Origin of the sequence: Cedecea sp. AS113 (assembly GCF_037152415.1) — a bacterium.
Taxonomy (GTDB): Bacteria; Pseudomonadota; Gammaproteobacteria; order Enterobacterales; family Enterobacteriaceae; genus Cedecea.
On record NZ_JBBCMI010000027.1, the window covers coordinates 1 to 20,893 of the forward strand.

At 48.3% G+C, this 20,893-nt stretch carries 9 protein-coding genes and 2 pseudogenes; 5 read left to right on the top strand and 6 right to left on the bottom strand.

Features of this window, described 5'->3' with window-relative positions; genetic code table 11:
* Positions 1-118: 118 nt before the first annotated feature.
* A pseudogene (locus WFN87_RS22110) lies at positions 119-340 on the top strand (transposase); the annotation flags it as partial.
* A gap of 109 nt (positions 341-449) precedes the next feature.
* Here WFN87_RS22110 and WFN87_RS22115 read toward each other — a convergent pair.
* Positions 450-7,571: an Ig-like domain-containing protein gene (locus WFN87_RS22115; RefSeq protein WP_336983740.1), complete on the bottom strand. Its 7,122-nt coding sequence runs from the start codon at positions 7,569-7,571 to the stop codon at positions 450-452.
* A gap of 51 nt (positions 7,572-7,622) precedes the next feature.
* On the bottom strand, positions 7,623-8,141 hold the full coding sequence (locus WFN87_RS22120; RefSeq protein ID WP_336983741.1) for a helix-turn-helix domain-containing protein: 519 nt from the start codon (positions 8,139-8,141) through the stop codon (positions 7,623-7,625).
* A 944-nt stretch (positions 8,142-9,085) separates the two neighbouring features.
* Here WFN87_RS22120 and bioA point away from each other — a divergent pair.
* Positions 9,086-10,366: an adenosylmethionine--8-amino-7-oxononanoate transaminase gene (bioA, locus tag WFN87_RS22125; protein WP_336983742.1), complete on the top strand. Its 1,281-nt coding sequence runs from the start codon at positions 9,086-9,088 to the stop codon at positions 10,364-10,366.
* Positions 10,367-10,414: 48 nt separating this feature from the next.
* The gene (gene bioB / locus WFN87_RS22130; RefSeq protein WP_442892788.1) at positions 10,415-11,446 is read left to right on the top strand and encodes a biotin synthase BioB; all 1,032 of its coding nucleotides are present in this window, start codon (positions 10,415-10,417) and stop codon (positions 11,444-11,446) included.
* A gap of 347 nt (positions 11,447-11,793) precedes the next feature.
* On the opposite strand, the gene WFN87_RS22135 is transcribed toward bioB, so the two are convergent.
* Positions 11,794-12,000: a hypothetical protein gene (locus WFN87_RS22135; protein ID WP_336983743.1), complete on the bottom strand. Its 207-nt coding sequence runs from the start codon at positions 11,998-12,000 to the stop codon at positions 11,794-11,796.
* 929 nt (positions 12,001-12,929) lie between these two features.
* On the bottom strand, positions 12,930-13,976 hold the full coding sequence (locus tag WFN87_RS22140) for a Replication protein (protein ID WP_336983744.1): 1,047 nt from the start codon (positions 13,974-13,976) through the stop codon (positions 12,930-12,932).
* Between the two features lie 935 nt (positions 13,977-14,911).
* On the opposite strand from WFN87_RS22140, the gene WFN87_RS22145 reads away from it, so the two are divergent.
* On the top strand, positions 14,912-15,898 hold the full coding sequence (locus tag WFN87_RS22145) for a colicin-like pore-forming protein (RefSeq protein ID WP_336983745.1): 987 nt from the start codon (positions 14,912-14,914) through the stop codon (positions 15,896-15,898).
* Between the two features lie 155 nt (positions 15,899-16,053).
* On the opposite strand, the gene cui is transcribed toward WFN87_RS22145, so the two are convergent.
* Together cui and WFN87_RS22155 are read right to left on the bottom strand one after the other, a co-directional pair.
* Positions 16,054-16,572, bottom strand: a complete 519-nt coding sequence (gene cui, locus WFN87_RS22150) for a colicin immunity protein Cui (protein ID WP_336983746.1) — start codon at positions 16,570-16,572, stop codon at positions 16,054-16,056.
* A 423-nt stretch (positions 16,573-16,995) separates the two neighbouring features.
* Positions 16,996-19,974 (bottom strand): annotated as a pseudogene (locus tag WFN87_RS22155) (Tn3 family transposase).
* 168 nt (positions 19,975-20,142) lie between these two features.
* Here WFN87_RS22155 and WFN87_RS22160 point away from each other — a divergent pair.
* Positions 20,143-20,784, top strand: a complete 642-nt coding sequence (locus tag WFN87_RS22160; protein ID WP_336983747.1) for a recombinase family protein — start codon at positions 20,143-20,145, stop codon at positions 20,782-20,784.
* Positions 20,785-20,893: the final 109 nt, after the last annotated feature.

The following is a 20,893-nucleotide window of genomic DNA, read 5'->3' on the forward strand; positions in this document are numbered from 1 at the left end:
GCAAAGGCTATCTGTTCTTCGGTATAACGGGTCTTTTTCATGGCGGTGTGCCTCTCTTTGAGATGGAAGAAAGACCGGAGACTTCAGTTTAGCCTGGCACTGTTTTCAGGGAGAAGGTCAGGTGATCTACACGACCAACGCCATCGAGTCACTGAACAGCGTGTTCCGGCATGCCATCAAGAAACGGAAGGTGTTCCCGACAGACGACGCGGTGAAAAAGATGATGTGGCTGGCAATACAGGCGGCATCACGGAAATGGACAATGCCGCTGAGGGACTGGCGTATGGCAATGAGCCGCTTTATTATCGAGTTCGGTAACCACCTAGACGGTCACTTCTGAGAAAAGGCATTTACACAGAATCATGTACAGGGTCGCGATCGATAAGGCTATCGGTCAATTCAATAGCCTTACCTTATTACTCATGCGCCAGGGCTACATAATAAACCTATTACTGTACTGTCAGGTTTACACTTGACTGATTGGAAGAACCAGAGTCACCGCTCCATGTCATGGGTGATGATTTAAGTGCATACGTTTTCCCCGCATATTTTACAGTCACAATCGCTTGTACTGACCCTTTATCGTCCATGCCACCTGCATGATTACCCCAACAGTCTTCTGCTAGTTGAGTATTGGAATTAATACCACTACCCGACCCAGTAAAACGTAGCCTTCCACTATTTTCTACACTCGCCATACCTCTGTTCCATGTTACTTCGCCACCATTATTTTTTCGCGTGTAATTATCAATGTTAAGGCTAATATCATGCCCAAATAATGTCGCTTGCTCTGGGTAAAGTGGAACTATCTGGACATTAAAGTCAAGGTAAACATCCCTTTGTTTCGGAAAATACGTTGTTCTGCAAGTATTTTCATTGTCTTTAACCCTCTCAGCTGCGATATACACGTCATGTTTTAGGACTGCAGTTGCAGAAGCAATAATTTTATTAATGCCAACAACACTCGTAGTAAACCCTTTACTTACCTTTTCGGATTCAATATCAGAATAACCATAGCCGATCACACTAACAGTGAGTGATTTACTAACCCATGCAGCCTGAGCCTTTATCTTAGTTTTTCCTGATGAGGTCTCACCTTTTCCATACATTTTTTCAACGAGTAAATTATCACCCTCTAATATTTTTACGATTACCTTCTCTGGAAGATAATAGGGATCTACTTTAGAAGACCAGTCTATCTGTAGCTCATCATTTATAAAGTAAGGCTGCCAGTCCTGTTTTGTAACATCCACAAGTTGTCCAAGAGACGTTCCCTGTATACTGGTAAGTGACATAACTGGTCTGCCATAAATGTTTAAATCGTAATCCCCCGATGAAGCTTCATATCGGTCATCTTCTTTTACAGAAATTTTAATGCGTGTGTTTCCCGGTGAATACAGTTTAACGGCACCATCAGTATCAATTTTCAGAACAGAACTTTCACTACTCGACACCTCTACAGTGGCGTCTGTCGGGAAGGTTTGTTCGGGAGTTTGCCTATATGCATTTGTGTTGGTATACATCTGCTGCATATTGACTTTTCTTAGTGACTCTGAAAATGAAACCGGAAGTCTGGCTTTAGCAATCACAAGAACATATTCTGCTTTAGATGCTTCGAACCTGTCATTTTCCGTCGTGCTGGCATAAAACTTAACGCTTCCCGCCTTTTTCATTCTGATCATTCCGCTCCCGTCAATATCTGACACTTCCGGTTCAGAACTTGTGTAGCCAATTGTCAGGTCGTTCAAATCAATCTGATTATCTATGCTTTTTACTTCAGGCAATACGAAATCACTACCATAAGTAGTCTGGTGCTCCCCTGAACCAAAGATTAACTGTGGTTGCGCTTTGTTTACTTTCAACGTATAGGTAGCCATTGCCGGATTGTATTGTTCATTACCCGGTGTATAGACCGTTATTCTGACTTCGCCCGATTTATTGAGCGTCGCTTTACCCGCGTTACTTACTGTAGCAACTGTTTCATCTGAGCTGGACCACATTTGTTTGAGCCCTTCAGGCATCCCTCGCACAGACTGAGATGCGGTAAAGTTTCTTGTCCATGTCGCCTCCTGCTGCGCATTATCAAACCGTAAATCTGGTGTTATAGCTCCGACCGTGACAGTAGCGGAGTTCCCCACTTTGTTACCGTCCACACGTGCACTAAGTGTGACCTGCCCCTTGGTTGTTGCAGTACCTGTTGCCACATAGCGTCCATTCTGCTGGTCCTGCACCTCACTGAGCTTAAAGCCAGCCAGCGAGTCTGCACCTTCAATTATCACCGTTTTTCCCGTGACCGGGTTACCCCAGGTATCTTCCAGGCCGGCTGTGAACGTGACCGTATCCTTACCGTCAGAGCCAATACTGGTTTTGTCTGCACTAAAGGTGGCGTTTTTTATAATACCGGCGACAACGGTGACGTTATCCGCCTGGATATGGTTATCCGCATCAAGATACGCGGTCATCTGAAGAAGCCCTGCGGTATGGCTTTTCACCGTGGTGGTCGCAATACCTTTTTCATTAGTACGCGACGTTGGTGCATAGCTTTCCGCCTCGCCACGAAGCTGCCAGGAAACCACCACATTATTCAGCGGGTTCCCCTTAGCATCTGTGACTACAGCACTGTAGGTCACCCCGCTGGCGTCACCGGCTGTCAGGCTGGTTTTGTCCGGCGTAACCGCAGTCAGTTTCCAGCTGTCTGTATCGCCTTTCACCGTCAGTATCCGGCTCTTATTCAGCGCTTTGTCACCCACGTTAACAGTCAGCGTGGCAGAGCCTGCCTTGTCGCTGCTCACCGTCATTTTATAGTGGCCAGGCGCATTGCTGTTTTCCTGGCTTTCACCAACGGTCACATCATTATTATCGCTGTGACCACTGACGCTCTTCCCTGTAAGCAGGTTGCCATTACTGTCACGCAATGTCAGTGCCAGTGTGGCTGTCTCTTTTCCGGCCACAACCACTGAAGGTACCAGTGTCAGTTCTGAGCGACTTTCATCCACATCACCGGCACTGAATATCACGTCAGGCGCAGACGTGGTACCTGAAGGGAGAATAACCTCCACTTTGGCAGTGCCTGCGAGCTTCCGGCTCAGCGTGACATGTGCAGTGCCGGAATTATCCGTGCGGGTCATCTGTGCGCTGAGTGTGCTGCCCTCATTTGCGCTCCAGGTGACAGGGAGCCCTGCTCCCAGAGCATTTTCGTTAATATCGGTCAGCACGGCTGCATACGTGACAACATCGCCTACGGTGGCAGAAGCCGGTGTGACGCTGATACGACCTTTGACTCTGGCAGTATCATTATCAGCCTGGAGCGTTATTGAGGCGGTATGATTGATGCGGATACCGCTGACGTCAGCACTTACCTGGGATGTACCTGCTTTTTTACCCGATACACTTGCCGCGTAGATGCCCGGTGATACCTCGCTGAAAGCGGATACGGTCATATTCAGGTCAGGCGTGAAACCGGCATTTATCCTGTCTTTCAGACCCGGGAGCAGATTCCCTTCGGCATCACGGGCAGTGACGCTGAGCGTGGCACTTTCTTTTGCTGCAATGATGCTGGACGGAGAGATACTGAACGAGGATTTATCCGCACTGATATCGCCAGCGGTGAAGGTGACGGCTTTATTTGCCTGAACCGGCGCGCCACCACCCAGCATAGCTGAAACCCGGGCGCTGCCTGCTGCACGACTACTCAGCGTCATTTCAGCCACGCCGTTTTCATCTGTCTTACTCAGGCTTGAGGAAAGCGTTCCGAGAGTGGTACTCCAGCCCACCGCAACCCCTTTAAGTTTTGTATTGCCATTCTCATCCTTAACCTGCGCCCGAATCGTCACGGTTTCCTGCCCGTCAGCTCTGGCCGTATCCGGGCCGGGTACAGTCACACTGTCAATCTGCGCAGAGTCCTGGCTTGCCAGCAGCGCCAGAGGCGTCTGCAGATTAACCGTTCCACTTTCCGCCTTCAGAGTCCACACACCCTCAGCGGTTCCGGTGACCGCAGCCTGATAAACTCCCTCTCCCTTTTCCACTGGCGTAAAGTGGATACCCGAGGTTGTATCTGCGCTCCAGTCGATTGTTTTCCCGGGTACAGGGTTATTCCATTTATCGCGAAGCATAAGAGACGCCAGCGCTTTAGATTGACCGTCAGCCGTAATGGACTGAGGGGACACCGAAAGCTGGCTGTGGTCATTTTCTGGCTCTCCCGGACCAAAAGTCACCTGAGCCGAACCTTTTTTACTGTTATACAGTACGGCAGTGACCGTGGTGAGGACCGCCTCTGTTCCGGTAAGCTGTACCGTGGCCTTGCCTTCTGCATTCGTCTGACTGACGGTGTCACTCAGCAGGTTATGGCTGGTCTGCCACGCCACACTGGTGCCAGAGACCGGGTTGTTATTCCCGTCTACCACAGTGGCCGTCAGAATAACGGGTTGCGCCTGTCCTGCGGTCGCGGAAGTGGTACCTGCCGTCACGCTGACATTCGCAGTCTGTTCATCAGATATGGCCGTGAGGACAAGCGACTTCGCATCCCCTTTACCAAGGGATGCGGATACGGTCATCTCACCTGCATGAATCGTTGTCAGGGCAGCGGAGATCGTGCCATCCGCACCCGTCACAGGGTGGGAGGGTGTAACTCCGGCATTATTGTTGTTAGTGAGCGCCACTTCCACACCAGAGAGCGGGTTACCATTGGTGTCAGTAATGCTGACTGTCAGTTCTGCTGAATCTTTACCATTGGCCGTCAGCGTCTGCTTGTTAGTGTTGAATGCCTTGATGACCGGGTTCTGCCTGTCAGCCACGAAGGTAAACGGAGAAGCATCCTTTGACGATGCATTCGTGGACGCAGTCACTACCACGTCACTGTACGCCCGCGTACTGGTAACCCGTACTTCAGCAATCCCCTTTTCTGACGTGACGGTTTGCGCATTATTAAAGACGACAATGCTGCTGTCCTTACTGGATTTCCAGTCAACAGGAATACCGGAAAGTGGGTTTCCATTCTGGTCCTTAATGAGTGCTCTGAATGTCACAGCCGTTACACCGTCAGCAACACCGGACGCAGCAGCTGTATCAACAGAGGTCACAATGGCCGTTGCATTATTGCCGGTAAAGGTAGTCTCCTTTGAGACTGACTGGCTGTTCACGCTGGCAGCCACGTGCGCAATACCTGCAACAGTACTGGTCATCGTGGTGGTGACCATACCCCGGTTATCCGATTTGGCTTTCTCCTCAGCGAGCACTGCGCCATTATCTGCACTGAGTGTCACCAGGACGTCCGGTACGGTATTGCCCTTCGCATCAGTCACCCGGGCTGAGACGGTTTTTTCTGTCTTTCCGTCAGCCAGGGAGACCTCAGGAAGAATGCTAAAATCTTTTTGCTCAATCCGCGCCGTGTTCTGGTCAGGACGGAAAGAGAGCTTCAGCGTCTTACTTGCCTTATTGTTGATACTGGCTGTAACGGTTTTTTCGCCTGCAAGCGATGAAGTAACGGGAACAATGACCGTACCATCTGCTTCTGTGATGGCTGACTCTGCAACAGTGGCGCTGTTATCTGCCTGAAGGCTGACTGACTGACCGGGGACAGGATTACTCTGCGCATCGACAACGGTCACGCGAAATCTGTTTTGTGACTTACCATCAGCAAGGGCATTGTCTTCAACCACATCCAGATCGCTTACCATTGCCGTGGCATTGTCTGCTGTCAACTGGACATCTGCAGACGCAAATTTCGTATTACGGGCCGAGGGTGTAACCGTGAATGCTTCAGGCATCGTCCCGGAGGTGACTGTCATCACATATTCTCCGGCCGCGCGTCGGGTAAACGATGAAACGGTGGCGCTGCTGCTCCCGCGAAGCCTGGATGTTTTATCCAGACTGATTTCATTTTCAGCAATATCGACCGGGTGCCCTTCTTTATCATTTACCTTCAGGACAAATTCCTGCGTTGAGGTACCATCTGCTGGCAGTGTCGCTGCAGTCGGGGTTAGTGAACTTGTAGTAGTATCAATCGCCGCCTGTGTAACGGTAATCTGGGTATCCGCACGTCCGGATACGTTCCCTTTTTTATCTACGGCAACACCGCTGACGGTGTAGGTGTTAGATGCCTCGACGCCTGAACGGTAAACCGGCATCACCACCATCCAGTCACTCCCGTTCTGAGCTATTATACCTCCGGCGGCAATGAGCGGCGAAGCCGACCAGTCAATGCGCTCCAGCCCGTACTTGCTGTTGACGGATACCCCCAGAGATTTCTGCTCACCGGCATAGCCCGTCACCAGGTCTGCCGTCTTAAGGCGGATAACTTCTTTCTTGCGGTACTCCAGCACGATGTTGTTGTTGCGCTCCACCAGGTCATACCGGCTGCCGGCAAGACTGCGCATGGCGGCCACCACGTCAGGATTAATCTGGTGCTGCCATGGCATTCCCAGCTGGTAGTTCATATCGACGCTGAAACGGGTATCGCTTTTGCCTGACTGCCCCTGCCTCTGCTCTGCACTGAACGTCAGCAGCGGCACCGGCGTGTAATTCACGCCTGCCGTGACGGCGTGCGGATTTCGCTGACGGTTGTCCCTGCCAAACAGAGCCACCTCATCACCGTAGTACTGCTCATAAGTCAGCTTACCACCCAGCTGCGGCAGGGACGGCAGCCAGTACTGCGCCCGGACATCCCAGCCGTTAGCCGGACGAGCCTCGTAGTCCTCAAGGTCAGGCGCGTTTTTCCAGCCCGTCAGGCGGTGGTAGCTGTTGACACCCAGCTTCAGGAAGTCACGCCAGTACTCTCCGCCCAGTCCCAGCCGGGCATGCCCCCGGGACAGGTCGTAATCAAGAAAGCTGTTAGCACCCAGCATCCAGTCACCGGCGAACCAGCGGTACCCTAACCCCAGATTAGACTGGGTGCGGTCATCGGTCCGGTGAATACTGCCCTGGGTGAAGACAAGACTGTCCTTTTGTTCGTACAAAGGGACAAGCAGGTCAAGCTGCGAGTTTTTGAGGGAGAAGTTTTTATCCGCATCCAGCTGTACGCGGGCAGTTCCGAAGCGGCTCAGCCATTGCTGGATTTCGGCGCCAGCCGCACCGCCCGCCATACCCCGGGCCATGGACGCAGCCGCGTCACTTTTTGCGCTACCGGAGAGAAAACTACCAGCTTGTGAGGCGTAGCCTGCAACTTTGTTCGCCTGCATGTCTTCACTATTATGACCTGATACGGATGCGGCCGGGACATCGTCCCAGCGCACTTCCGGGAGTGGGGCCACAGGAACATCCAGCTCGTCACCTGCCTGCAGGTGGTCAAAGCCACGCGCGAAAGTACGGAACTGGTTCAGGGTGCGCAGTGAGTCCAGTGGCATATTGTACTTTTTGGCCACTGACGAAACGCTCTCCCCTTCCCCCAGGATGTACACCCGGGTCTGCCAGTCTGTCTGCGCCTGAGACTGCAGAAAACGGCCATCACTGCCCGCGCTGGCGACAGCGGGGGTAAAGGCCCCGGCCAGTGGGAAAGCTATCTGAACTCCGATATTTATCCAGGCCAATATTTTAAGATGCAAAGAAAGTTCACGAGAGGGGGTATATCTGTTCATCACGGAAAAACTCCATAGCAAGATACGGCAATTGAAAGCCGATTTACTCCATTAATATTTGAATTGCGTTTTTTTAAAAGAGGGCTGGCCTGCACGGCAAAAATTAAGTTTATCGTAAAGTCTTTTCCTGTATGTATACACCGTAGATGCTTTTAGTCCCTTCTCTAAAGCAATAGTTTTGACATCCATACCATTCGCCATGAGCTGAAGGATTTTGAACTCATTTTTACTCAGTACTGGCTGTGATGAATATGTACTTAGGCGTCTTTTACAGGGATTAAAAACTTTAAGCTCACGGGCAATACATTCAATGCTTATATTTGATTGAAATACCGCAGAGATACAACTGTGGTTATTATAGAGGTGGTTGGCTAAAGGGATAAGATTATTGCTACATATTACTATGTTTTCCCTTTCATTTGAAACAGGCATTTCAATAACAAATGGATAAAGTAAAAGCTCATTAAGGTTGATAAAGTAAAAATCATCTCTACCCAGTCGGGCAGTTAGTTCTTTTACTCCCAACTCGAACAAATAGTCTGTGGTTGGCCAGCAGGTCCCTTCAGCCATTGCAACTCCCCTGATGCAGTATCACTTAAAGACATGAATTAATTGAATATTATGTACGTGAAAGCAGAAAGACTCACGCAGCATTACAATCACCTTACGGTATCAATTCTAACGGGATTGCATTATACACAAAACGAAGAGATCGTCAAAAGCGATCAATATACAAAAAGTGATAGTCATAAACTATCAAAAATGGCTGTAATGATCGGTTTGAACGATCTATTTATGCAGGGCTTTCAGGTAGTAATGCTATATCCATAATGACAAAACCAGAAAGCCATCAGGGAGTATTTAAAGATAATGCATAGGTAATATTATTTTAAAATTTACTGCTAGCGCTCTATATTTTTCTTTTTATATTAAATGATAATCATCACATCTTTAATGTAAAGCAACCAACTCAAAAAAAAGACGTTTAATATTTTTAGATCTAGAGAAAAATATAGAAATAGCTTCTTCAATTTTAAGCCCAATAAGATACCACAGAAACCCCGGAGTAATTTAAATATAAAAACAGGTTCATCGTAGTAGTGGAGAAAGATGATGAAAGAGACTACCCTTGACTGACTTTAATACTGTAAAATTAGGTATTAGCACGAACGAGGACTTTGAGCTTCTTTATATATTTGGCTATGTTGGCTTATTCAACTTTATGTTGCGTCTTTTCATTGCTCTAACTTCTGTTAATCCCACTTATTTTTTGTCTTAAGTGAAAACCTAAGATATCCTTCTGATAAAACGAACGTTTGAAGTTAAATAATAAATAGTTTTCTGTGGTGATATGTCAATGTGTTAGTAATTTAATATCGGCATATCACACGTGAGGAAAAACATTAAAAAAATAGCATAATCAATAGCTTAATTTTTTTAATGCAATTCTTTCTTGCATAAAGTTTAGTTGATCATATAACGTAAACCAAAATAAATCATAGAGGTTTACATCTGTGCACTTATCAATCAATGATTTGAATTTTGATCGCGCTCATATATGGCATCCATACACATCAATGACAAACCCACAGCCATGTTATGAAGTTGTTTCGGCGCATGGTGTTGAGTTGCGTTTAAAAGATGGCCGAACTTTAGTGGATGGTATGTCTTCCTGGTGGGCTGCAGTACATGGATACAATCATCCTGTCCTTAATGAGGCGATTCAAAATCAGTTAAAGAAAATGGCTCATGTGATGTTCGGAGGAATAACACATACACCGGCAATTTCATTGTGCCGTGAGCTGGTAGATTTGGTTCCTTCGCCGCTGGAATGTGTTTTCCTCGCAGACTCCGGTTCTGTATCTGTCGAAGTGGCTTTGAAAATGGCGTTACAGTACTGGAGGGGTAAGGGAACAGAACGTAAGAGATTTCTCACTCTCGCACGGGGCTACCACGGCGATACATTCGGTGCAATGTCCGTCTGTGATCCCGTTAATTCCATGCATTCTCTGTATCAGGGATATTTGCCACTTAATCACTTTGCCAGAGCGCCAGAAAGTCGGTTTGGGGAAGCATGGAAGGAGAATGATGTTGATTCGTTGGAGAAAGCGTTCAAAGAACATAGCCATGAAATTGCAGCAGTGATTCTTGAACCAATTGTGCAGGGCGCGGGAGGGATGAGAATATATCATCCGGAATACCTGAGAAAGGTCAGGTCTCTCTGCGATGAATACAATGTTCTAATGATTGCTGATGAAGTGGCAACAGGATTCGGCCGGACAGGGAAGATGTTTGCGTGTGAACATGCAGGAATAACTCCTGACATCATGTGCTTGGGCAAGGCGCTTACAGGTGGATATATGACCTTGGCAGCAACAGTATCTACCAGACAAGTTGCCGAGAGTATTAGTAATGGAAGTGCTAAATGCTTCATGCATGGACCAACTTTCATGGCAAACCCATTAGCGTGTAGTGTAGCGCATGCCAGCCTGAAAATCCTTAAACAAGGTGACTGGAAGGAACAGGTGAAAAATATCGAGAAAATTTTGTTGGAAAAACTGTCACCTTTACAGTTTCTTCCGTCAGTTAAGGATGTCAGAGTTCTTGGTGCTATAGGTGTCGTGGAAATGTATGAGCCAGTAGACTTACCAACAGTTCAGGAAATTTTTGTTAACCATGGGGTCTGGGTTAGACCATTTGGCAAGTTAATTTATGTTATGCCGCCTTACATAATAAAAGAAGAGGAACTTTTAAAAGTTACACACGCAATAAACCTCGTGGTTTCAGCTCTTTGAGTTAAAAATCTAACATCCTTTAACTATTTTCATAATGGGGTATTTATAATGGAAAAGAAATGGTATCCAGAAGAGATAAAAGAGCTATTCGATAAGCCGCTCCTAGAACTAATATTTGATGCACAAGTTACTCACCGAAAACATTTCGATCCCCGCGAAATCCAGATGAGCACCTTACTTTCAATTAAGACCGGCGGCTGTCCTGAGGATTGTAAATATTGCTCTCAAAGTGCAAGGTATAAGACTGGCCTACAGAATGAAAAGCTTATGGAAGTAGAAAAGGTGCTGGAGACTGCGAAGAAAGCCAGGGCGTCAGGTTCAACACGGTTTTGCATGGGGGCTGCGTGGAGTAACCCACATGATCGCGATATGCCATTTTTGATCAAGATGGTAGAAGGAGTCAAAGCTCTTGGTATGGAGACCTGCATGACATTAGGTAAGTTAACAAGAGAGCAAGTATCAAGCTTAGCAAATGCCGGACTCGATTATTACAGCCACAATTTGGATACATCTCCTGAATTCTATGGGAGTATTATTACTACAAGAAGCTACCAGGACAGGCTGGACACCATTGCCAGAGTAAGGGAGACAGGAATAAAAGTCTGCTCTGGCGGCATATTGGGTTTAGGTGAAAAAAACAATGACAGAATGAGTTTACTCTTACAACTTGCTAACCTGTCCCCATCACCTGAAAGTGTACCGATTAACATGCTTGTTAAAGTCAAAGGAACCCCCCTGGAGAACAATGAAGCGGTTGATCAGTTCGATTATGTAAGAATGATTGCCATCTCAAGAATATTAATGCCTAAATCATATATCAGAATTGCTGCTGGTAGAGAAAAAATGAGTGAGCAAACGCAAGCGATGTGCTTTATGGCTGGCGCTAACTCAATATTTTATGGGTGTAAATTACTAACCGCTTCAAATCCAGAGTATGACGCTGATTTGGAGCTTATAGAAAAACTAGGGCTCAAAAAGCAGAAAATGTACAATCACTCAGATATTGATTGTGAGATAAAAAACCTTAACTCTCGAATTGATAATACATTGAACTCAGAATATTACTATAATGCAGGGTGATGATCATGTATGCAATTTTGAGTTTTTCTGAAGAAAAAGATAGCCTCTTAAGCTTTAGCCATAAAGTACGAAGCGGACAGGCATAATGATGCTGTTAAGCAGGAAAAATATAAACAAGCAGACAGACTTACTGAGAAGGCTGAACAGGTTAACGTACAAACAATCGCCGCTGCAAACGGGCTGGCAACTGACGCAGACGCTAAAACTCAATAAATCAATAACAGCATGAAAAAGGATAATACTCCGACACAGGCTGATTCTACATCGACTGAAGTAAAGCAGAAAATATGGGCATTTTATATTGGATTATTTTAGGCATGATCGCAGGTGTCATTGTCACAATTATTTTAGGAATTTTCGAGAGAATACAGCATGACATTTCGGGCGTTCGGTTGCGGGGCGAGACTGTCTGCCGGCACCGTTATTTGTGTTTCACCCGAGACCGGGGACTGCATAGCTGTCGCCAGATACAGCGGCCGGGAAGATTTCTGGCCAGCGGTGCAGCCCGTCAGGGCCAGGCTAAGAAGTACCACAGCGCGCATACTGTGTTTCATTTTCGCTATCCTTTATAGTGGGGAATTCCTCAAAGTGATCCCGAAGTATCGGCACGTTGCGGGTAAAGTTCAGTTCATGCCCGCTAGGGCATAGAGGCGCCAGCCGGTGCTGAAGAGAACGCCGTAGGTAACGGGCGCCGTGACCCGGCTACGCCGGTTGCATTCTTCATAGGTTTCACCTGTCTGACCCCCTCCCTGCTAAGCCATACCCGCTTATGGCCATGAATAAGCTCCTGTACGCCGTCGGAGTGGTCCCGACAAGGCTATGCCGCCGGCGGGGCGTATCTCCGCGTTAGCGCCGTCAGGCGCTTACGGGCGTGTTCTCCTTTCTTACCGCGGCATCCCTGCAGCGACGGAATATTTAGTTACAACACCCTTCTAAAAGCGATGCTGTTCCGGCCCAGAGGGCCGGTGCGGCGGCGGTTTAGCAGGGGTCAGGGAGAAGACGGGGCATCAGCTGGCGCCGATCCGGGGCCCGTCGCGTGCGACGGGAGGTACTTTCTGCTTCAGATAAGCACAGTTGCTGAGGTGTGGTGTTCCCTTTTTCAATTTTATGAATGATGTAACTAAACTTTTTGCCAGCGCTGTTGCCCGGGGATGTGTTTTTGCCCTGAGCAAAGCGAGGGGTGCTACCTTCGAGTGTCAGTCTTTAGCTGACACGAAGGTTACTCCCTTTTTAAAGGGCATGTTTAGTTCAGAAATAACGTTCGAAATTACCTGTCTTAAAAGACAGGCTTCGAATTTAACTGCATATTAAAACGCCGGATGTGAACGGCCGTTGCCGGCGCCGGCGAAAAATCAGAAAAGAGAGAGGAAAGTGGCCAGCGGCCGCCGGCAGAGGTGAGTGAAAAATGAGCCATTCCTGAATGACAGGCAGCACAAAACCCGCGAGGGACGCGGGTCGGGTTGAAACCGGTGAATTCAGGGCGTCAGAGTGCCCCGGCTTTCTCCAGAAGAAGCCGGTAATACTGTTCCTCGTCGCTCCCCTTCAGGCCCGGGTACTCGCGCTGCATGGCCAGCTCCAGCTCACGCACGCGGTACAGCGGCGCTTCCACGCTCGTTGACCAGCGCGTCCAGGCTTTCCAGTAACGATCTGCGGTCGATGGCGTAGCGGCCTCTTTAAGCCGGCGGTCGAGGCTCTCTATCTGTGAACCCAGGCTGGTAATGACCTGACGCTTCTCTTCCCGCAGCTCCGGGCTGACGACCCAGCGTTTGATCTGCCGCAGCCGGTTGCGCAGGGAATGGCTCCGCTCGATGTCGATCCCCATTCTGGCCATCTTCAGCAGGTGGCGCTCATAGCGCTCCTGCAGCGACGCGGTCAGTCCGCGGGCAATAGCCCACTGCCGGAACTGGTGCAGCCACTGGCGAATTTCGTCCACGGCGATGCCCCGCGACGTAAAGAACGTTTCGGTCAGAAAGATACGCATGGGTTTGAACTGCCCGGAGTCGGTGTCCCGGGCGCGGTGAACGACGAGGTAATCCAGCTCTTCCATGACGCGCAGGGCATGCAGCAGCACGTCATAGGCCAGACGGCCATTATCGTACTGATGCAGCACGCCCATGCGTCTGGCCAGCTCTTCCACCGGCATCATGACCTCAAACATATAGTCATTGTCCGGGTTGTAGTCGCAGCTGGCCGCCAGCGTCAGGGACAGCGCCGTCAGCGCTTCCCGGCTCTCGAGACGCGTGGAAATGCGCATCGGTTTGGGCTGATACGTTTTATCAAACAACCGGGACCACGGCGTGTAGCCGCGCTGACGCAGCGCGATAAGCGCCGCATTGCGGTTCCAGTCATGGTTACGCAGACGGGCAACCACCTTCGACGCCATACCGCGGGGGCCATTACCCTCGAATGCCGGCTGACGATTGCGGTGCGTCTTTGACAGCCCTTTACGCAGGCGATTCGCTTCGCCGCGCCGCGAGGGCTGATAGTGAGGTACGGGCATTGCCCGCAGGTTAATAACCTGGTCAGTCACCCTGTCCCGGACTTATGGCGGACAGGGGTTGTCTTATGAAATGCATGCGTTATAATCCATCTCAGGCCAGCGCCTGCTTTTGGACCCCCTGATATCCTCCTTTCCGCCAAGTTAGATAGGATTTCAGGGGGTTTTTGCATTCTGAGTCCGGTAAAACACCCGACTCATACCCTGGACGTTTTTCCGGATACGTCCCATCCGCGTATGACTTCCCCGTACCGCGCATGTCCGGTCACAGGTTTAATTCTCCTCCCCCTCAACCACCACAGTATTGGGAAAGGATCAAAATAGGATCGCCGCCCGGCGAATCCCGAAAAGAATACCCACATGAGGCACTTAAATCCAGCACTGAATGATCAGCATGCAGGACGCACGATTAAAAAACCATCATCGGTATAACGCTTCGTGACGAAAAGCACGGACGAGACCAGACTTAACTAGAATTATATGCATGGAGGTAAATGAGGGAGGTAAATGAGGGAGGTAAATGAGGGCGGGAAACAGGCTGCACAATTTTTACCATCGCCAGCCAATCCAGTACCCGATGATTACTCAAGGTAGCGTCGGTCTTCACGTTTACTTTCAACCAGTCGAAATCTGTTATCTACAGCCCTTCTCTCAACATGCACCGCCCCTGTTCATCCCCCCGTATTTTCATAGAGATTTAAGTGCTCAGGAAGGCACGGCACGCTCACTGTATCTCAACTTTTAAAGATTCGATTTACGAGACTTCATGTCAGAAACTCAGCGACAGATTTCAACGGCATCGTTGCATTTTTGGATGACAATCACTTTGTTAATGATAATCAATTGCATCTATTGACACGATAAAAATCACCCTGTAAGGTGCAATAACTGTATATACATACAGTATAAATTAGTCTTAGCTGGATAGTGGTTAAGAAAAACAAAATGGAAGATAAAAAGGAGTATTTATGATTGATCCAGTTGTTGGCTTTGATTCTTATAATTTTAATAACGGAGTCCCACCGCAAGCAGGTATGGCATGGTCGGGAGAATCCTGGGGCTGGCCGACCTATGATACCGGCAGTGACGATACAATGGTTCTCTGGCCCAGCACTGATAACTTTGTATCCGATACGGTGAAAGAAGCGATTAATTCAGATATCTGTCTCAGATGTGGTCAAAAAAATTGCCCTTATATTAAGGACGGCAAGGATTACAAGGATCTGAGAAAAGCACTACGTAACAATGATATGAGAGCAGCGAGAGGAATATACGCACAACGATTCGCACAGTTCTCAAAAATGAACAACGGTATAATCATGGCGGCAATTCAGAAGAGGAACGAGGAACGCAAGAAAAATGAACTTGAGGTTCTGTCCAAAGCCAGTGAAATTATTACCGATATGGGTAACAAAGTCAGTGAACACTTTGGTGCAGAATATAAAAATATATCAACAAAAATCTCAGAGGACATCAGGAACTTCCAGGGAAAAAGAATCCGGAGTTTTGAACAGGCAATGGCATCACTTAATGCCGTGATGAACAATCCGAATTTAAAAATTAATAGGGGAGACAGGGACGCATTAATCAATGCATGGAAGGCCATGAATGCCAATGACATGGCAAATAAACTCGGCAATATCAGCAAAGCATTTAAGGGTGCTGATATTGCAATGAAAGCTGAGAAGGTGAGAGAGAAAAGCATCGAGGGGTATGAAACGGGAAACTGGGAACCCCTGATGCTTGAAGTCGAGTCCTGGGTGTTAGGAGGAATGGCGTCAGGTATTGCCCTGGCCCTGTTCTCTTTATTCATGGCAGGCCCCCTGCTGTCGGCTGGTCTGTCAGCTACTGTTGTTGGACTGATGGGTATCGTTTTAGCCGCTACAGTTGGTGCAATGATTGACGATGAAACTGCCGGAAAGTTGAATGATCTAATCAAAAAACTATTCAGCTGATTTTTTTAATAGACGCCCGCCAGCATATATGGCGGGTATTCAATCCCACCGATTAACATTCATTTCATATTTGACCTGATAGATACTCAATATCTGTAGTCATAGCCACACGGTGAGCATTGTATGACCAGGCACAAAGATGAATGTCTGTCGTCTTATTTTGTCATTGCTTTCTTGATAATCAATGGAGCCAGCAGCAGTGCATAGGTCAACATAAAAATCAAGAAATACAGGCAAACATAAATGATTAACAACGAAAAGTCACCATTTGCCATACTTCTTATAGGCCGGCCCATCGTTGTTAATTCAAAGTTATGAAACAGAATAACATACAAAACAACTACGCTAAGCAGCATTGAACCGATCGCCGATTTTATAGTGCTACTTCTTTTCGTCACATTTATATCTCTTTTATATTTTATTAATGTAGTAAAAAGCAAGACTGCCAGCAAGGGAGATGTTTTGCAGTATAAATCCATCACTTTCGACATTAATGGAATACTTGAAGACGTGAATGCCGGAAAACTACCAGCCATCTCTGCGAAATGATAAAGCAGAGGTGAGACAGGATTATTTGAATATATAATAAAGATTAAACCTAATGGCAGAATCCCTAAAAAAAGGAACCCGTAAAGGATTTTATTTGCTATCGCGTTATTGTTATTTGTTTTCATATGGTTTTCCATTTTACCTTTAACAGCAATTTATTCCTTAAACCTTTCGGGGAAAGATACCAAAAGACATAAAGCCGCTCATTTTTTAAATACTCCAGTACGCAGTCAGGCATTGCAGCAGTAAAATGCGCAATTGACACTGTGCCCGATGATGTTCCTGGTCGTTAGACTCTGGATATCATTGCTAACTTATCCCCTTGATGACTCAGGATAACAGATTTTTATTTATGCTCTGAATATCCCCTCACCTTCATCGCCAACAGAAACACAACAAAAGTGCAACTGACAGCTAATGTATAACCATGAACGCGCTCAAATGCAAATGGAAATCATTTACACTGCCGATATTTCGGACTGCAATCAGTGCTCTGACGATTTCTGGCGAGGTAAAGCTGAAGCTGGGGTCAGTTTGGATATCGAAAATTATTGTACGTTAAGGCTATTTTTTGACCTTTCGACTTTAGCTGGCCGCAGCCGACGAAACTTACCGGAAGCCGGTATCCGGTTGCTTTTCCAGATATAATCGCCTGTCAGATTGATGTGCTCCCAGCCTAACGGCGACAGCAGTTATTCGTTGATCTTTAGTCCCTTACGCTTCAGGGCATCGATCGCCCTGTCCATATACACGGTATTCCACAGCGAGATCGCAGCCGTCAGAAGCGTCAGACCACTGGCGCGATAGCTCTGATTTTCCGGCTTTCTGTCCCTGATTTCTCCCAGCCGGTGCATAAATACCGCCCGCGCCAGTGCGTTACGTGCCTCACCTTTATTCAGCCCCGCCTGTACTCGCCGACGCAGTGCAGGATCGCGGAACCAGTCGAGCATAAACAGTGTTCGCTCAATGCGGCCAATTTCTCTCAGTGCTTTGGCAAGTCGGTTTTGCTTGGGGTAGCTGGCTAGTTTTTTCAGCATCAGAGATGCTGTCACGGTTCCCTGCTTTATCGAGGTCGCCAGACGCAACACTTCACGCCAGTGAATTTCGATCTCTTTCAGATTCAGGCTGGTCGTTAACATCAGTGACTGAAGCGCCGGGTATTGGTCAGCTTTCCCCTTGATAAACAGCTTCTTGTCGTGGAGATCCCTGATTCGCAGACAGAATGCAAATCCCAGCAGATGCATCAGGGCAAAGACATGATCGGTGAAACCAGCTGTATCGGTGTAATGCTCCCTGATTTCCAGATCGCTTTCGTGGTACAGCAGGCCATCGAGAACATGGGTTGAATCCCTGACCCGACTGATTATGCAGGTGTAAAACGGGCTGTATTGATCCGAAATATGGGTATAAAACTGACGTCCGGGCTCCTGCCCATATTTCGGGTTAACCTGCCCTGCGTAGCGGCCTGAGCTGCCTGTTCTGAAATTCTGTCCATCTGATGATGACGTTGTCCCGTCGCCCCAGAATGCCGCCAGTGGTCTTTTTCCCTGCGCATTTACCAGCTCTGCGAGGGCAGCTGAATAGGTTTCATCGCGGATGTACCATGCCTGAATATCTTCGAGTGATGATTTGGTGCTTCCGGGGCAGGCTTCCGCAATTTTGGTCAGACCAAGATTGATGCCATCCGCAAGGATGGTGGTGAGGAGCAGGCGGGTATCGGGACGGGTAATGTCATTTTTTATATGCGAAAAATGTCGGGTAAACGTCGTCCAGCTGTTTACCTCATCGAGAATTTCCGTGATTTTAGGGCGCGGTAGCATGCTGTAAACCAGCTCTGCCAGCGGTGAAACCTGCGCCGGAACGCTGTTGTCCAGCGGAGAGACTTTTACGCCCCTGTCGGAAATCTCCACATCGGGCAGTTCACCAAGGGCAGCCATGGCATTGACCTCTTCAAGTCTGGACTGAAGCAGGGTCATGCGGCTGGTAATGTACTCATGAAAATCAGCAGATACGGGCAATGGCAGCGCCGGTGTGAGTTTGTCAAAGTCCTTTTCGGGAATGAGGTAATCATCAAAATTTTTGTAGCGGCGTGAACCTTTAACCCAGATGTCCCCGGAACGCAACGCCCCCTTAAGCTCGCTGAGCGCACAAAATTCATAGTACTGCCGGTCAATACCTGCAGGTGTAATTACCACCTTGCGCCAGCTTTCGGGGACAAACTCCAGCGGCGCTGTCGCAGGAACTTTACGTGACTGTTTCCGGTACATATCCTTAATCACAACCAGCGCATCAGCCAGAGGTTGAGCTGCCGGGGTTGCGACTAACTGTAAAGCGGACAACATGCGTGGGGCATATTTCCGTAATGTGCTGTATTTCTCAGTAATAATATGCAGCGGGTCAAAATTATTTTTTCTGGCGAGATGACGAGTTTCCTCCAGACTGGCGACAAATTCAGGCCATGGGAGTATGTTTTCTATTGCGAGCCATGGATCGCCACCGGAATCGCGGGCATCAGACAGCGCCTGACCGACATCGATGTACTGCCTCAGTTTTGACTGGATCAGCTTTCCGGTCTGCTGAAGGCGCTCAGCCTGTGTTCTTTTGGCTTTGCTGAAAAGGCTGTTCAGCATTCGCTCATGCAGCTCAATCACTTCGTCTGTCAGTGTGGCTCTGGCTTCTTCCAGCACGCACACCAGGATCGCATGACGCCGGGCTGCTGAAAATCGGGTCAAATCCCGGCTACTCATCTTCCGGCCTTCCCGCGCCAGTTTCAGCAACCTATTCTGGTGAATAGTACGATCTATACCTTCCGGTAATGCCAGCGATTCAATGCTACTGAGCCGATCAAGATGTTGCAGCACGTTCTTACCATTGATTTTACCCGGAGGTTGCAGAAGCCAAGTCAACCTGGAAGACTGATTATCCGATGACTCAAGTAAACGATCCAGGGCATCCCTGTGAGCCTAAGTTAACGGGGCATTCAGGGTCTGAAACACGATTTTATCGCCGCCTGCCATGGCCTCAGCACAGGTACGCTCCACGACATCAATCGCGGGGATTATCACGTTGTTCTGCCGGAGATAGATTAGTAACTCTTCAGCCAGGAGAATACCTTTATCGGTGCGTGTCGCCATCGGCAGCAGGTGTGTAATACAGTTCTGCTGTATTTTGCCGGTGAACGCTTTTACGCCAAGATAGCGGTACAGTTCGGTTAAATGTTCGCGTCGCGTGGTTTCCCTGCCGGAAAGGTAAGCAGGCCAGAGATCCCCGGTAAGTTTTAACCTGCTGGCGATATGCTTCAGCAACGCATCAGAGGGTGGGATTTTTTTATCCGGTGCAAAGCCGACATTTTTCAGATAGCAAAGAAGGACGGCAAAACCAAAACGGCTGGCGGATTTACGGTGAGCACTGATAAGCGCCAGATCATGCTCACTAAAATACGCCATTCGTGTCAGCGTTAACTCATCGTCCGGTAATGCCAGTAATGATTCTCTTTCCGACAGAGAAAGAATCTGCCTCCGTGCCATATAGTTTTCCTTGTAAATTATTCCGTGCGGTATTTTTAACAAAAGAGGTTATCGCATAAGGGTACACCCTGACGCCATAACCAAAACGTGACGGCACACAATGAATGACATAACCTATATGCGATAGATTAAATGCAATAACCTAAATGCGACAATGTGGTGAAAAAAATGTTCATCAGAGCTTATTTAAGGGCATCGACGGAAGATCAGTTCGCCGATCGGGCAAAAGAGATGCTGGAGCAGTTTGTTCAGGAACGGGGACATATAATAGCCAGTTACTACCGGGAGAACATCAGCGGGACAAAACTCGACCGCCCGGAACTGGGGCGCTTACTGATGGACAGTCACCGCAATGATATTTTGCTGGTCGAGCAGATAGACCGCCTGACCCGTTTGAGTAACAACGACTGGATGACGCTGAAAAAGCAGATCGAACAACACGAGCTTCGGATTGTCAGCCTGGATGTGCCCACCTCATGGCTGGCACTGTCAGATAAGGACACTTCACAGGCTGACCCAATCACCCGCGCCGTGATAACCGCCATCAATAATATGCTCATCGACCTGATGGCCGCTATGTCGCATAAGGACTGGCTGAGCCGCCGCCAGCGCCAGAAGCAGGGAATTGAACGGGCACATACACTGGGGAAATACCGGGGTAAACAGGCCGATCGGGAGCGACATCAGAAAGTCCTGTACTATCGACAGGTAAAGAAACTGAGTATCCAGGAAACGGCTGATGCTACGGGCTACAGTGCGTCACAGGTTTGCCGGATACAAGCGCTTCATAAAACTGAAAAGCTGAAATAACAGTGTTTATTTGCAGTCATAGCGTAATAGTTAGCGCTCTGTGACTAGCAGCCTGACGCATCATCTATGTAAGTAAAGTCCGCTGCGTGCCAGGAGCGGACTTTAAACC